Genomic DNA, 13,334 nt, shown 5'->3' with positions numbered 1-13,334 from the left:
GCGAGCGTCAGGGCGAAAGAATATCTCAGGATCGGTTTCGTGAGCGTCGTAGGGGAGAGATAAAATGGTTCACTACCAGTATATCGGAAATCGTGAAATGAGCCCAGAATAAGCAAAAATCCCCAGAACGGGGATTTCGTGGTTACTTTGAAAATTGCCTTTAGAACCGGCCCGCGGCCACGATAGTCAATGTATCAGTATAGTCCGTCGCTGCTGCCTGAATAGCCGAGATTCTTGCAAGTGCCGTAAAGGTTAGCGTATCTCCGTCAGTAGTACCGCTACTCGCAGCCACTGGTTGAAATGTGGTTGAAAGTGTCCCACCATGCGTAGCATCACCATTGTATTCCTGACCATAATTAGCTGCTTGAGTAACAGTCCCGGTGCCAGTGCCACTATCTGTGAAAGCAACATCAAGGAAATATCCGTTGGTCGAAGCAACATCTGTCACCGCATTATCAATCGATCCGGCAGTTGGTATCGATGCCCCAGTCGAAACCGAGCTGAGGGCAGCGTTAGCACTCTTCACCCAGGCTACCCAGCCCGAAGCTGCATTGGTTGAGATAGTAGCTACTGAGGTACTGGTTAGAACGGGTGTTGTCGTAAGATTGGATAGAAACGCAATCGAGTTAGTGGGAAGACTGAAACTAAACGTGGCGGGAACAGTTGCTGTAATGACAACCTGATCGTCAGAAACGATGGCCGTCGAATATGCCGAGGAATCAAGATCTGTCGGTCCGGTAGCCCGCGTCGTCACGGTACCCGTCTTATTGGCTCCGCTTGAACCAGTTTGCAGGGCCGCTGTACTGTTGGTCCACCGGAAGCAATAGAGCGTGCTCGTGGTAAGTGCGGTTGATGGAAAAGTGACTGTTTTCGTAGTGTTATTAGCCGCTGTTGCTTGACCAATGCCTGGCCATATCGTAGCACCCGAGGGAAGATCCGTTGTGGCCACAGCCCAATCAGTGAGCGTGGTACCAACAACAAAGTCACTCGGAAAGACAACTTGGACATCGACTTCGGTGCCCGTATCAGTTGCCGGAGTCTGAGCACACACTAAGCCACTCGTAAAGGTCGAGGCTTTCATTCGATCAAGCCGCACCCATGTTTGAAGAAAACCCGCTGCTTGTGCCGAGTGCGTCGGAAGGAACAATGGAAGTACGACAACCAAAAGCAGCGAGAAAATCTCAAGGATTGATGTTTTTTGGACTGCAGAGAAACGGACCATAATGAATGTTTATTTTATTCTATCCCAAAAAAGAAAACGGATACCATGATGGCCACCCGTTTCTCATTCATGTACCCAGTATACACGAAAAAAAGTGGCCTGTCAATAATCCTCTCACCTATTCACACGGTACTTATAATAGTATACAACATACTATCCAGATTTGGCTACCCGATCAGAAACTTGCCGAAGCGAGAACTGTCAAGGTTTCGGTGTAGTCCGAGGCGGCCGGAGTCACCGCCGAGGATTTGGCCTTCAAGAGAAACGATCCCCGGGCACTCGTCACTGGAGCAGACGAGGTGAATATCTCTCGGATCGTCGTATCGGTCACCGCCACATTGTTCGAGGCGAGGTTGTAGGCGGTCGCGACCGCAAACGGACCACCCGCGGACTGGGTCGCACTCGAACCTTGAGCGCCGAAACCTTCGGGGAGACTCGTGAGATTACCCGTCACCGAGCTGATCGTGTAGCCCGCCCGACTGCTCTGAAGGCCGGCATTGGAAGCGACGACATAGACTCGGCCACCGCTCTCACCATTTGTATCGAAATCGACCCAGATCTTCTCTGGACTATCGGTCACCGTACCCGCAATGAGACTGCCGATGTCCGTCGTATAGGGCGGCCCCGTGTCTGTATCTGAGGCTGAGACATCGATATCAAAGGTCAGCCGGGCACCGACGGTCGCAGCACTCGCTTCTGGGCCATACCCGGTCTCGGTGAATTTCCCCTGCCAAGCCTTCACCTTCACTTTGTACGTCGTCGACGCTGTGAGACCAATAATCAGAAATCCCGATCCCCCACCCCAAGCACTATACGTCTGATAGTCTTCGAGCCCGAGTGTAGCTCCCACCGTGTTGTCACTCTGGACATAGTTCGTTGTCGTGAAATTGTCCGTGCTAATGGCGATGGCGAACAAGGTATCGCTCGGATTTCCACCGGTCGCCAGTGTCAGCTGCAGTTTATTGTAGTAATTGGCTGGATTGGTAAAGGTCGGCGCTGGCGGCACATTCGCTTGATTGGTGAATTGCAGCCCAGGACCCAGATCATAGGTCGTGCCACTGAGCTCGGTCGCGTTCTGCTCACCCGCGATACCCTCGATGGCGTAATTGGTCGAGGTCCCATTGGCCACCCCGCCGCCGCCATAGCCGAAATCCTTCAATTGAAAGTTCGTGCTCGCCGGAAACGCAAACAAAAGCGACACCCCCAAGGGAAGCGCCAGCACCTTCTGGAGAAGCTCTCGGCAGCGACGGAAAATACTCATGGCAAGAAAATAATATTCCGAAGGAGCGTGCGACTAGCGGCCGAGGATAAGAACAAAGGTCGCGGCCGCTGCATCTTTGTCAGTAGGCAGAGCCTCCTTGACCGTGAGTGCCGGATAGGTCTTCACGATTTCCTCTTTGAGCGCCTTGGATCCCGCTTCCTGCCCCTTGGCATAGTACAAGGTCTGGCCAGTATAGCTGCCGAAGCTGTTCCCGATGGTTGTCTTGGCGAATCCCGCTTGCTTCAGTTTTTCGGCATACGTCCCCGCTACGCCCTTGGCCGATCCACCATTCAGCACTTTGACTACAAGTGTCTTCTTGTCGACTGTTGAAGTCTGCTCCGTCGCAGCTGGCGCCTCTGATGGCTTCACTTCACCCTTCGGCTCCGCTATCGCCACGGGTACCTCGGGTCGCGGCAGTGAGTCGATCGAGGGGATGGCTTGCTCGGCCCGAGTCTGTTTGAAATACCGGTACCCAGCAAAACCGAAGTAGCCGGTGGCAGCGATGAGCGAGAGGACGAGACAGAACAAGAGCAGACTGCCGAGGAAAGCCTCATTCGGCTCCTGGGATGCCTTGCCAACGGTCGGCACATCCGGGACACTCGCCGGTGCCGCAGTCAATTCTTCTCCGGAAGAAGGGATTGCTGAAGTGGACGTTCCTTGCGTCACCTTTGTCTCTTTGGGTGTTTTCATAGTGGTTGGTGTTTATTCTGGAAAAGACATCATGCCCGACGGGTTTTCTTCAGTATACCATCACAGCCGATGTGTGCCCCTGCGCCTGCTCGACGAAGAGGTCATGATTCACTTCGAGTAATCGCACGCCGTCACGAGTAGTCCGCCATCCCGGTCAACTGTGGCCGCATACCGCGTCCGTGTCTTGCCCCACCTCGCAGGGTCGGAAGGAATCTCAGCGAGGTATGGCCCAAGTTCTCGGGTGAGATCGAGACAACTTGGTATTGAAATTGAACACTGCGAGGTAGTGATTTCACAACCGGTTGAGGAACTCCCCAGCTGCTTGTCATCGGCATCAAGTCCGGCTGGATATGTGCCCTTGTGATCTGCCGCATATTGACGGAGAGCGACCGTGATCGCTTGGACATCCTTCAGCCGTTCGGCATTCCAGTAGGCATCGAGGACATACCTGACAGCGATGAAAATGACGATGGACACTCCGACAACAGCCGCCCAGGCTAGCACTCGAGTAGCACGCCTGGACCAGTCTGATGAAGTCCGCATCACGCGCAGTTTGTCCATAGAGCGTAGGGGGATTCATCGATTATTCCTTCTGGACTCGAGACGCTCCCAGTCAGATGCCTCACATGGCATGCATGAAGAGAGAGGCAACCCTCACTCAGCGAGAGACGGCTGCAATCGAGGCATCATCTGAATCGCAAGCCGTAACGGTCACGATATTGTTCGGATTGAGCGAAATCGAATAGTGCGAGCGGGCCAGTTCTCCGGCCGAGGGATCAAACGGAATATCTTTGAGGTAGCGTTCGAGGCTCGTAGACACATCGACACAATCGCCATCCCCAGCAACAGCGCATTGCCCACCGATAGTACACCCCGAGGAAGCGGTGCCGATCTGGCGCTCCGTCGTATCGAGGCCAGCCGGAAACGCGCCCTGGTTATCGATCACATACTGATGGACGGCGGAAAGGATACTCTGAATGTCCGAAAGCCGGCGAGCATCACGGGCATCACGAAAGCGGCTAATCGGATCGAGCGAAACCACCACGACCGTCGCCAAGACAGCAATGATACCAATGGCCAAGAGAATCTCAATGAGGGTGAACGCGTGTTTTGTTTTCATATCTCTTTCTTACTCTACCGTTCATTCTGACAAGTCACAAGCCTCGACGAGGAGGGCGTTATCGGGACCAACCCGGACTGAGTAGTGTGTCAGTCCATCATTTCCATTCTTTGGATCAGACGGGATGCCGTGGAGATACGGTGTCAGTGCACTCGTGAGGTCCAGACAATCCTGATCACCTTGCACCGCACACTGCCGGGTGGTGAGAGCGCAGCCTGATCGGGCGGTACCAATCTGCCGCTCGGTCGCATCCAGCCCATCCGGAAATACCCCTTTATGATCGATAACGTACTGATGGAGCGCACTCGTCATCGCTTGGGTATCCGAGAGGCGACGAGCATCACGGGCATTTTCGAATCGCGCCACCGGATCGACCGCGAGGATGACGATCACGGCGAGGATCGCCAAGATACCGATGACGATGAGCACCTCGGGGAGAGTGAAAGCTTTGGGAGAACGCATATGCTTGCCGGATTTAGAAAAAATGAAACAGTCGCCGATACCAAGGCTCCCGGTATCCGCGTAGCGGCAGATCGAGACGGTCAGCATCACGACGTGAGGAGAGATCGAGGAGCAGCGCACCATGGACCGGATCGAGTGGAAGAGCGAGTGGGAGAGCGTCGAGCCCAAGTGAGGAAAATTCTTCTGGACGGATTTCGATCCCTGAAAGAATAAGTTTTTCCGGCGTGCACTGCTTGTGTGTTTTCCCAAATTCGATGAAGTCCCTCAGCTCCGCCTCACTCGGACGGTGATCCAGGACGATAGCTGAAACGACACGCCGCATCCGGGCGATAGAGACGATCGTCAGGCCGCGGCGCTCATGGACAAAGAGTACGGCATCATCGGTGGGTAATGCCCGGGCGAGAGCATACGACTCTGGGATCACCGCTTCCAAACGAACCCGGGAGCTAGCGAGTGCCTCCTTGAGCAGGCCGCCGAAATCCTTCGTAACGCCCGAAACATCAATCGTCGCACGCCCATCCGCTTCTGCAATCACTTCGAAATCCCAGGCGAGCTCAGAGAGTGTCTCGGGGAAAACGGTATCGACCAACTTCACGAGCTGGGAGCGGCTCGCTTCGGTAGCAGGAACTTCTACCTGGGTCAGATACAGGTATTCTTCGGGTACGATGAACCGGGCTGGCGAAGTATACTCGCTGCTCGCTGCCCGGAGCGCGCCACGCAGTCCATCATCGGCCAATGGAAATTCCGACTCACGGCCAATCATACCGGTTCGTATATCGCCAGTCGCTGCGCGCACACTCTCAGAGGAAGGATAGAAAACGGTTTGAGTATGAGAGAATATCATTCCCGTAGTATACTCCGTCGCTATTCAACTATCCAAGAGCTGAGTGTCATCTGGTTTGCCCCCCGATTCGCTTCGGCCGTCACGCGCCGCGTATGACCGCTACTTTCCACTTCTACGACGACCGTATAGTCATCACCCGCACGCTCCACCTCGATATCGCAGGCCACACCATCGAGTTCGATCGTCTCGTCGCCCGCGTCCGCATTCCCTCGGATCCGGAACAGCGCTTCCTCCATGCACCCCTCTGTCATGGCGAGTGCCTGCTCCCCTCGCTCCAAAGCAAGCGACCTCCCTGTACTGCCAAGCGAAAAGGAAAACGTTGCTGCGACCAGCGTCACTGAAACAGCGAGCAGGATGAGTGTCGTCGTGATGAGAATAAAGCCGGGTTTTTGGTGCATAGAAGATTATTCTTGGTTGAAGAGACCTCTCGCTTCCGCTCCGCTGTGAACGGAAAGATACCAGAGATTCCCCAGAAATCCTGAGTTTCCTGAAATATCATATGAAACCATCGTGGCATCAGTATTGTCGGGCGAGGCCGAAGTGAACTGAAGCGATGTGACTGCCAGTGCATCCCCGGTCAATGGAACGGGCGTGCCGCTATCGAGGACTATGCGACCCGATTCGAGCGTGATGACGATCGTCGCACTCGTACCCAGTAGCCCGAGCTCAAGCCGATCAGGTGCCGGGACCTCGATACTGTCAGCGTTCCGGATGAGCACATTGATTCGCTTAGTCGCTCGGGACATATCGGCCGCTGCTGCCTGATACCAGAACCCCTCCTCGCTGAGACGGATGATATTCCAGCTCGCCGAAACGATCGCGAGCGAAACGATCGCCGACAATGCGACATACAAGAGTATCTCGATGAGTGTAAACCCGCGGGAGAGATGGTGATTTCGTCGCATAGGCTAGTATCCGTTCTCCCAATAGACCAGGTAATCGGTCAGGATGACTGTCCGCGGTGTTTCTGATCCGACTGGCCAGGTCACCGTCACGGTGACGCGTTTCGTCGAGCCATCATTACCGGTTCCATCGAAGCGCGAGATATCCGCTATCGTCATACGCCGCTCAAATATCCCAAAAGCATTGGCCCCACCATCGAGCCGAAGGCTGCCATAGCCATCGGACGCGAATCCGCCATCCGTCACCGTGCCGAGCATTTCGAAACCCGCCTTGCGGAGCATCCGCACAGCGTCCCGACCTTCCTCGGCGTATGCTACGGCCGACTGATACTCCTGACTTTGTGTCTCGACCGCGAGCCCCTGGAGAACCAGCATGACGAGGGCGGAAGCGATGATGAGGAACAGGGCGGAAGCAAAAACCACTTCGAGGATCGAGAATCCGCGCGGTGGTAGTGAGGAGAGGTTACTCATACTCGTTGACCGTACCCTCTTCTGATATAGAGAGGTGTAACGTGCGATCTGCTCCGTCGATATCAATGATCTTGGCCGCTGGGAGCCGGCCAGTCGACCGAGCAAAGACGGTCTCGCCAAGGCCGACCATGGAAATGCCTCCGGGTATACCGACGAATTCATCCTGCCCGGCCGTCCGGAGGGCATAGGTAGCACCAGAAAAAACGACGATGTCAGTTCCGACCTGAACTACCCCCCAATCCGAATCTTGTCGGCCTGACCGAGCATAGACCTGGGCCCGATCCAGACTCTCGCGAAGGATGTGGATTGCGACCACCGTATCACGCGCGGAAAAGAACTGTGTGTTGAAAGCACTCACGGCCCCTCCGAGCAGAAGAATGATTGACGTTGCGAGAATGCTCTCGATGAGGGTGAATCCTTGGAGTTGCATAAAACGCTTAGCGATGGATGGAGCCCGAGAGCGAATAGATCGGCGCGAGAATAGCGACCGCCAGAAATGCGACGATCGCTCCGATCACGATAAGCAGGAACGGCTCGAGCAGAATGGTAAAATTCTTCACCGCCCGGTCGACTTCGGCATCGAAAAAGTCGCTCAGGTAGAAGAACGTCTCCTCGAGCTTTCCTGACCGCTCGCCGGCCGCGATCATCTTGGCGACCAGAGGAGGGAAGAGACTGCTTTGATGGAGCTCGATTTCCTGCCACAGTTCCTTTCCGCTCTGCAAGGCCCGTCCCAAGTCCGCTGAGAGTGCTGAAAAGACAACATTGCGATGTGCCTTCTCTTCGACAAGGAAGACTTCGGCGATTGGCATCCCGCTCCGGAGGAGCACCCCGATATCATGGAAGAAGGCGGCGAGATAGTACTGACGAAGAAACGGCCCCACGATCGGAAGCGCGAGTACGGTCCTGTGTGCAATACGTTTCGCCCAGCCGAAAGCGAGGAGAAAACGCAGGCCGATTACGAAGATGGCAATTCCGCCGAGCACTACGAGCCCGTGTCGCTCCACGAGCTCCGCAAACCCAAGGAGAATCTTTGTCGCGAGCGGGAGCTCGATATGGAACGAACCAAACAAGCGGACCAGTTGCGGGAGAATATACACCGTGATGAATCCACCGAGCGCGAGGGCCGAGAAGATAATCATGCTCGGGTAGAGAAAGATACTCCCCACTTTCTTGCGAAGCGCGTACGAGCGCTCGAGGAAATCCGCAAGGTGCTCGAGGCTGTGTGAGAGCGTCCCGGATGCTTCACCAACTGAAACCAGACTCACATACAGGTTATCAAAAACCTTCGGGTGGCGCGCCAAGGCATGCGCGAAGGACTGACCGTTCTCGATGTCGTTCCGCAGCTGACCGATGACCCCTTTGAACCCCGGCAGCTTCTCGTGCTGACCGAGCGATTCCAGCGCCTCGTTCAAGGGTACAGCACTCTTCAGGTAGAGTGCCAGCTCTCGGGTAAAGAGCATTTTCTGCATCATGCTGACGCGGAAGAACATAGCTCGTAGGTGAAAAAATCGTTTACTCCTTGGACGCCCGCATCACTTCGGACATGGTCGTCACACCCTGCTTGGCCTTGAGGATACCGTCCTGGAGCATAGTCTGCATCCCCTGCTCCACGGCCAACTTTTCGATGTCACTCGCGGTTGCGGACTGGACGATGGCTGTACGGACTGCATCGCTGATCTCAAGTACTTCGAAAATACCGGTCCGGCCCTGATACCCTGTCCCATGACAGCCCGAGTCACCCTTGCCGCTGTAGAGACGGACGGTACTCTCTGGTTTTTCAGCATCCCCGAAGAGGAGCCGTCCCGCCTCTTCGCCCACAGACTCCGCGATCGATGTTCGTGTCTCTTCCTGGCTCATGCGACAGGCCGGATGGATGGTCCGGACTAGGCGCTCGGCGACGATCACATTCACGGTCGAAGCGATGAGGAACGGCTCGATACCCATGTCGATCAGCCGCGGAATCGCCGTGGCGGCATTGTTTGTATGGAGCGTCGAGAGCACGAGGTGGCCGGTCATGGCGAGATTGACCGCGATCTTGGCCGTTTCTTCATCACGGATCTCACCGACGAGGATGACGTTCGGATCTTGACGGAGGATACTCCGGATGCCATTGGCGAAGGTGAGGTTGGCTTCCGGATTCACCTGGATCTGATTTACTCCCTCGACATCGTACTCGACCGGGTCCTCGATCGTCACGATGTTCACGTTGCGCCGATTGAGGAGCTTCAGGATGGAGTACAAGGTCGTCGTTTTGCCGCAGCCAGTAGGACCGGTCACGAGTATCATCCCATACGGCTTGCCATAGGCGGTCCGCACCTTGGCGAGATCCTCATTTGCCAGCCCGAGATTGGTAAGTGAGAATTGGCGCGAGCGGTCCGAGAGAAGCCGCAACACCACCTTCTCTCCGTGTGTGATCGGGATGACAGAGACCCGAACATCGATTTCCTCTTCACCGACGGGAGCGGTCAACTTACCGTCCTGGGGCGTCTGATGCTCGTCCGTCCGGAGACCGGAACTCACTTTGATACGCGAGATGATCTGGGCATGGATGTGCTCCGGGATCCGGACGATGTCATGCAGGACGCCATCGATACGAAAACGGACGAGCGCATCCCCTTCGCGGGGCTCGAGGTGGATGTCAGACGAACGATTCTGATACGCGTACTGAAACAGCGTGTTGACGATGCGGATGATCGGCGGATCAATCGCGTCCGCCGCGAGAGCTGTCGCCTCGCTGATGCTCTTACTGAGGAGTTCCTCGATCGCCTCCATCGCACCCTGGTGATAGCGCGTCAATGCTTCGGTGATGTCCCGATCAGTCGCGTAGTAGCGCGTGACACGAAGCCCGGTTTTTCGTTCGAGAAAGTTTGCAAATTCCAGATTGCCCGGATCCGCCATAGCGAGCGCGAGCCCACGAGTATCTTCACGGAACACGATGGCCCGTTGGCGGCGTGCCACCACTTCAGGGAGATTCGTCAGTACCTCCTCCGCTATAGTCTGCTCGGAAAGCTGGATGAACGGAAGTTTTTGCGCGTCCGCGATAATCCGTCCGAGCTGTTCATCTGAAATGAAATCGAACCAGAGGAGTGCCTCGACGAAACTTGTCTGCTCCCGGCTACAGCGTTCCTTGGCCATGTCGAGCTGCTCCGCCGTGACGAGATGGTATTCAGTGAGTAGTTTCTCTAGTGCCGTCTGGGAAAGAACTTGTGTGGCCATAGCGTTCCTAGGCCATGTGGCCCTTGATTATCTGCATGAGTGCTTCGATGGAGATGTCCGCCTTGATGTGGTATTCAGCCGCGCCGAGTTCGAGTACACGTTTGACATCTTCCTCCTGGCTCAGATTGGAGAGGACGATGACCTTGACGTCCTTGGTCGCCGCATCCGCCTTCAATTCGGCGAGCGTCTGAAAACCGTCTTTACCCGCCATGATGAGGTCCAGCACGACGAGAGTCGGCTTTTCCGCGCGGATCGCCTTGAGCGCCGCGCCGCCATCGCTCACAATCTGCGCTCGGATTCCCTCCTTCTCTACCTTTGCTTTGTACACGCTCGAGTAAAACGGGTCATCTTCAACGATGAGAACATAGCTTTTATCGGCCATAACACTAGAATTTTGAAGTGGAAATTATCGGATTTTTTGGTTCGATGGGCAAGTGAACGATGAAGGTCGTCCCCACATTCTCCTCGCTCTCAAACGAAACGCTGCCACCATTTTCTTCTACATAGGATTTTACCACAGCGAGGCCGAGGCCGCTGCCATCGGTGTAGTGGCTCACGGCATTCGACGCTCGATAAAACTTGCTGAATATTTTCGCCTGGTCGGTCTTTGGGATACCGATACCCGTATCGGTGACTGAGACGGTGACGAAATTCTTATCCTGCCGGACTTCAACCACGACGCTCCCCCTCTCCCGGTTGTAACGGACGGCGTTTGAGATAAGATTCTCAATCGCCTCGAAAAGATGCTTCTGAGTCACGACCAGCTCAGGGATGTTCGCCTTCGGTTTCTCGAGGCTGAGGCGCTGCCCCTTTTTCTTGGCTGCCCCAGACATTGCCTTCACGACCTCACCCACGAGGTTTACGATATCGGTCTTGGCAAACGCTTCCTGCGTCCGCCCCTGCTCTATCTTGGAGACATTGAGGAGATCCTTCACGATAGTCAGCATACGACTGCTGTTGTCGTACAGCTGGGTGAGTGCCACATGCGCACTCTTTGGTACCTTCCCGAGATCGCCGTTCATGAGCAACTCCATCGTCCAGCGCATACTCCCGAGTGGTGTGCGCAGCTGGTGAGCAGCGATCGAAAGGAAGTTCTCCTTCATCTTTTCTAATTCATGCTGTTTCGTGATGTCATGGAAGACGATGATCGTCCCCGAGATATGCTCCGCCTCGACAATCGGCGCATAACTCCCTGAGATAGGCAGGGTCGAACTTTCGGACAGAGCGAGGAAAGCCTCCCGGGGAAAGGGTCGGGGGTGACCGAGTTTCAGGGCGTCCGCTGATGGCAATATTCGCGTCGCCTCTTTCCCACTGCCAATATAAAACTTGAAGAAATCAATCGACTGTTCCCCCAGGAGATCGGATGGCGTCTTGCCAATCATGGCTGCCGCTGCATCATTCACAAACACGATCATACCGCGACGGTCAGTCGCAAAGACACCCTCAGCGATGGAACGGAGGTAGCGGAGTATTCCTTCGGCCCGGGCCTTTTCCGAAGCGAGCCGGCCATTGACACTCTCGAGCTGCTGCATATTCTCGCGATCACGTTCCCGCTGGGCACGTTCCTCCGTGATATCGCGTTCGATACCGACGAAGTACCGCACCTGTCCGTCATCGTCGAGTATCGGAGTGATGCTGGCAGACACGAGGTATTTCGTCCCATCTTTTCGTCGGTTGAGAAGCTCACCGGAATAGCTTTTCTTTTCTGTCTTGATCGTCCGCCACATATCCTCGTAAACCTCTCTCGGCATCTGCTTGCCCCAGAGCGAGGGTTTGCCCCCCATCATTTCCGCGTTTGAATAGCCGGTATTCAGACTCGCCGCCGGATTCGCGTACATGACGATGCCATTCTCGTCGGTGATAATCAGGTGGTTATAGCTTTTTTCCGCCGCCAGCTGAAACTTCTTCAATTCATTCCGCTGCTCCTCGAGCCGAGATTCCGTCTGGTAGAGCGAGGTGAGGCTGCGATTCATCTCCTCGGCAAGTGAGCGGAATTCATCGCGCGAATCAGGAAAGTCTATGAGCCCTCGACTCTCACCGCCGTCCCGGATCCGGATCACACCGCGCTCGAGTCGTGAGAGTTTGCGCAACACGGTAAGCTCAAAGAGGCCCAACACGACCAAAGTGATGATCACTCCTGCCACGGCCATGGTCCAGAGGAAGAGATGATTGCTCGCTTGTCCCTGAGCATAGATATCTCTCGGGATCTTGGCTCCCAAGAGTAGTGCTGGCTCACCGGTGTGCGCATCCGGCACGGTAGTGTAACCCGCGATCGATGCGGCGGTACTTTCCACTCTGGGGACAAAGAAGTCCTCCCGGCTCAGTCCGTCGATGATTGAGCTGCGTGTTGGATCGGCGACCGCACGATCATATCGCTGTATCTCGATATTGAGGTGGGTCAGGACTGAGAGCGCATCCCGGTCTTCGTCATCGAGGAAGTATCCAAACAAAATCCGGCCGTGTGGTTCTGCGAGGCCGTCACTGGTCGTGACCGGTCGCGAGGCAAACATGACCGTCCCCTCCGGAAGCGCGAGCACCCCCTGGTGGGCTATGTCCTCCTGAGAATCGGTGAAGTACACATGTGATTTTACAAGCTCCGCCAACGACTCAGGAAAAGGCTGTGCCTCTTCGGCGATCACGTTCTTCGAGAACAGTATATTCCCGTCATTGTCACTGATCGCAATCAGATTCACCTTCAGAATTTCGAAAGCGCTATTTTGAAGGTTCGAGTCAATATAGTCTTGATTGCCATCGCCGATAAATTCGTAGGTATCATCCCATTGGGCCCAGTCACCGAGTTTGGTATACAAGTCATCGCGCCGACTCTCGAGCGCATCACGTACCCGCACCGTGTCTTCTCTCACGATTCCCCGCTCAAAATCAGCGTAGTTTTTCGAGATCAAATTCGAGAGAAAAAGATAGAGAAAAAGGAACAAGATAAACAAAGCGGCGGAAACAGAAAGAAGTACCTTGGGCCTCGTGCGCATATATGTGTTGAATTGATCCCCTGCAGCTGTATGCTATCACAAGAAAAAACAAAACGCCCTTCGGACGGGCGCTTCATGTGACACAGAGCCTGCGTTTTCTCGCTGAACCCGCGCACCATGCCACCGAACATCAGGCACGCCTGTGGCCGCGGCGAGGAA

At 55.2% G+C, this 13,334-nt stretch carries 15 protein-coding genes; all 15 read right to left on the bottom strand.

Annotated elements, in window-relative coordinates:
* Positions 1-160: 160 nt before the first annotated feature.
* Positions 161-1,222, bottom strand: a complete 1,062-nt coding sequence (locus IPJ68_06100) for a hypothetical protein (protein ID QQR78611.1) — start codon at positions 1,220-1,222, stop codon at positions 161-163.
* Positions 1,223-1,397: 175 nt separating this feature from the next.
* Positions 1,398-2,483 carry a hypothetical protein gene (locus tag IPJ68_06095; GenBank protein ID QQR78610.1) on the bottom strand — a complete coding sequence of 362 codons (1,086 nt, stop codon included), beginning with the start codon at positions 2,481-2,483 and terminating at the stop codon, positions 1,398-1,400.
* Between the two features lie 33 nt (positions 2,484-2,516).
* Entirely contained in the window at positions 2,517-3,173 is a 657-nt protein-coding gene (locus tag IPJ68_06090) for a LytR C-terminal domain-containing protein (GenBank protein ID QQR78609.1), read from the bottom strand.
* 108 nt (positions 3,174-3,281) lie between these two features.
* The gene (locus tag IPJ68_06085) at positions 3,282-3,734 is read right to left on the bottom strand and encodes a hypothetical protein (protein ID QQR78608.1); all 453 of its coding nucleotides are present in this window, start codon (positions 3,732-3,734) and stop codon (positions 3,282-3,284) included.
* Positions 3,735-3,831: 97 nt separating this feature from the next.
* On the bottom strand, positions 3,832-4,293 hold the full coding sequence (locus IPJ68_06080) for a type II secretion system protein (GenBank protein QQR78607.1): 462 nt from the start codon (positions 4,291-4,293) through the stop codon (positions 3,832-3,834).
* A gap of 21 nt (positions 4,294-4,314) precedes the next feature.
* Positions 4,315-4,755 (bottom strand): type II secretion system protein, encoded by a 441-nt coding sequence (locus IPJ68_06075; protein ID QQR78606.1) that lies wholly within the window; start codon positions 4,753-4,755, stop codon positions 4,315-4,317.
* A 13-nt stretch (positions 4,756-4,768) separates the two neighbouring features.
* Entirely contained in the window at positions 4,769-5,551 is a 783-nt protein-coding gene (locus IPJ68_06070; protein QQR78605.1) for a hypothetical protein, read from the bottom strand.
* 68 nt (positions 5,552-5,619) lie between these two features.
* Positions 5,620-5,997 carry a hypothetical protein gene (locus tag IPJ68_06065; protein ID QQR78604.1) on the bottom strand — a complete coding sequence of 126 codons (378 nt, stop codon included), beginning with the start codon at positions 5,995-5,997 and terminating at the stop codon, positions 5,620-5,622.
* 6 nt (positions 5,998-6,003) lie between these two features.
* Positions 6,004-6,504 (bottom strand): prepilin-type N-terminal cleavage/methylation domain-containing protein, encoded by a 501-nt coding sequence (locus IPJ68_06060; protein QQR78603.1) that lies wholly within the window; start codon positions 6,502-6,504, stop codon positions 6,004-6,006.
* A 3-nt stretch (positions 6,505-6,507) separates the two neighbouring features.
* The gene (locus IPJ68_06055) at positions 6,508-6,972 is read right to left on the bottom strand and encodes a prepilin-type N-terminal cleavage/methylation domain-containing protein (protein QQR78602.1); all 465 of its coding nucleotides are present in this window, start codon (positions 6,970-6,972) and stop codon (positions 6,508-6,510) included.
* On the bottom strand, positions 6,965-7,402 hold the full coding sequence (locus IPJ68_06050; GenBank protein QQR78601.1) for a prepilin-type N-terminal cleavage/methylation domain-containing protein: 438 nt from the start codon (positions 7,400-7,402) through the stop codon (positions 6,965-6,967). Before IPJ68_06050 ends, IPJ68_06055 begins: the two co-directional genes overlap by 8 nt.
* Positions 7,403-7,409: 7 nt before the next feature.
* The gene (locus IPJ68_06045) at positions 7,410-8,462 is read right to left on the bottom strand and encodes a type II secretion system F family protein (GenBank protein QQR78600.1); all 1,053 of its coding nucleotides are present in this window, start codon (positions 8,460-8,462) and stop codon (positions 7,410-7,412) included.
* Between the two features lie 22 nt (positions 8,463-8,484).
* Complete coding sequence (locus IPJ68_06040) at positions 8,485-10,188, bottom strand: type II/IV secretion system protein (protein QQR78599.1); 1,704 nt, start codon at positions 10,186-10,188, stop codon at positions 8,485-8,487.
* A 7-nt stretch (positions 10,189-10,195) separates the two neighbouring features.
* Positions 10,196-10,570 (bottom strand): response regulator, encoded by a 375-nt coding sequence (locus tag IPJ68_06035; GenBank protein QQR78598.1) that lies wholly within the window; start codon positions 10,568-10,570, stop codon positions 10,196-10,198.
* Positions 10,571-10,574: 4 nt separating this feature from the next.
* On the bottom strand, positions 10,575-13,175 hold the full coding sequence (locus tag IPJ68_06030; GenBank protein QQR78597.1) for a PAS domain S-box protein: 2,601 nt from the start codon (positions 13,173-13,175) through the stop codon (positions 10,575-10,577).
* Between the last annotated feature and the right edge of the window lie 159 nt (positions 13,176-13,334).

It is taken from the genome of Candidatus Moraniibacteriota bacterium (assembly GCA_016699425.1).
Classification (GTDB): domain Bacteria; phylum Patescibacteriota; class Minisyncoccia; order Moranbacterales; family UBA1568; genus SSEF01.
This window is presented reverse-complemented; position numbering and strand designations above follow the sequence as displayed.

What these genes read in the sequence shown, in the direction of transcription:
- IPJ68_06100 (QQR78611.1), bottom strand. Translation starts at nt 1,222, where the DNA reads ATGGTCCGTTTCTCTGCAGTCCAAAAAACATCAATCCTTGAGATTTTC.
- IPJ68_06095 (QQR78610.1), bottom strand. Translation starts at nt 2,483, where the DNA reads ATGAGTATTTTCCGTCGCTGCCGAGAGCTTCTCCAGAAGGTGCTGGCG.
- IPJ68_06090 (QQR78609.1), bottom strand. Translation starts at nt 3,173, where the DNA reads ATGAAAACACCCAAAGAGACAAAGGTGACGCAAGGAACGTCCACTTCA.
- IPJ68_06085 (QQR78608.1), bottom strand. Translation starts at nt 3,734, where the DNA reads ATGGACAAACTGCGCGTGATGCGGACTTCATCAGACTGGTCCAGGCGT.
- IPJ68_06080 (QQR78607.1), bottom strand. Translation starts at nt 4,293, where the DNA reads ATGAAAACAAAACACGCGTTCACCCTCATTGAGATTCTCTTGGCCATT.
- IPJ68_06075 (QQR78606.1), bottom strand. Translation starts at nt 4,755, where the DNA reads ATGCGTTCTCCCAAAGCTTTCACTCTCCCCGAGGTGCTCATCGTCATC.
- IPJ68_06065 (QQR78604.1), bottom strand. Translation starts at nt 5,997, where the DNA reads ATGCACCAAAAACCCGGCTTTATTCTCATCACGACGACACTCATCCTG.
- IPJ68_06060 (QQR78603.1), bottom strand. Translation starts at nt 6,504, where the DNA reads ATGCGACGAAATCACCATCTCTCCCGCGGGTTTACACTCATCGAGATA.
- IPJ68_06055 (QQR78602.1), bottom strand. Translation starts at nt 6,972, where the DNA reads ATGAGTAACCTCTCCTCACTACCACCGCGCGGATTCTCGATCCTCGAA.
- IPJ68_06050 (QQR78601.1), bottom strand. Translation starts at nt 7,402, where the DNA reads ATGCAACTCCAAGGATTCACCCTCATCGAGAGCATTCTCGCAACGTCA.
- IPJ68_06045 (QQR78600.1), bottom strand. Translation starts at nt 8,462, where the DNA reads ATGTTCTTCCGCGTCAGCATGATGCAGAAAATGCTCTTTACCCGAGAG.
- IPJ68_06040 (QQR78599.1), bottom strand. Translation starts at nt 10,188, where the DNA reads ATGGCCACACAAGTTCTTTCCCAGACGGCACTAGAGAAACTACTCACT.
- IPJ68_06035 (QQR78598.1), bottom strand. Translation starts at nt 10,570, where the DNA reads ATGGCCGATAAAAGCTATGTTCTCATCGTTGAAGATGACCCGTTTTAC.
- IPJ68_06030 (QQR78597.1), bottom strand. Translation starts at nt 13,175, where the DNA reads ATGCGCACGAGGCCCAAGGTACTTCTTTCTGTTTCCGCCGCTTTGTTT.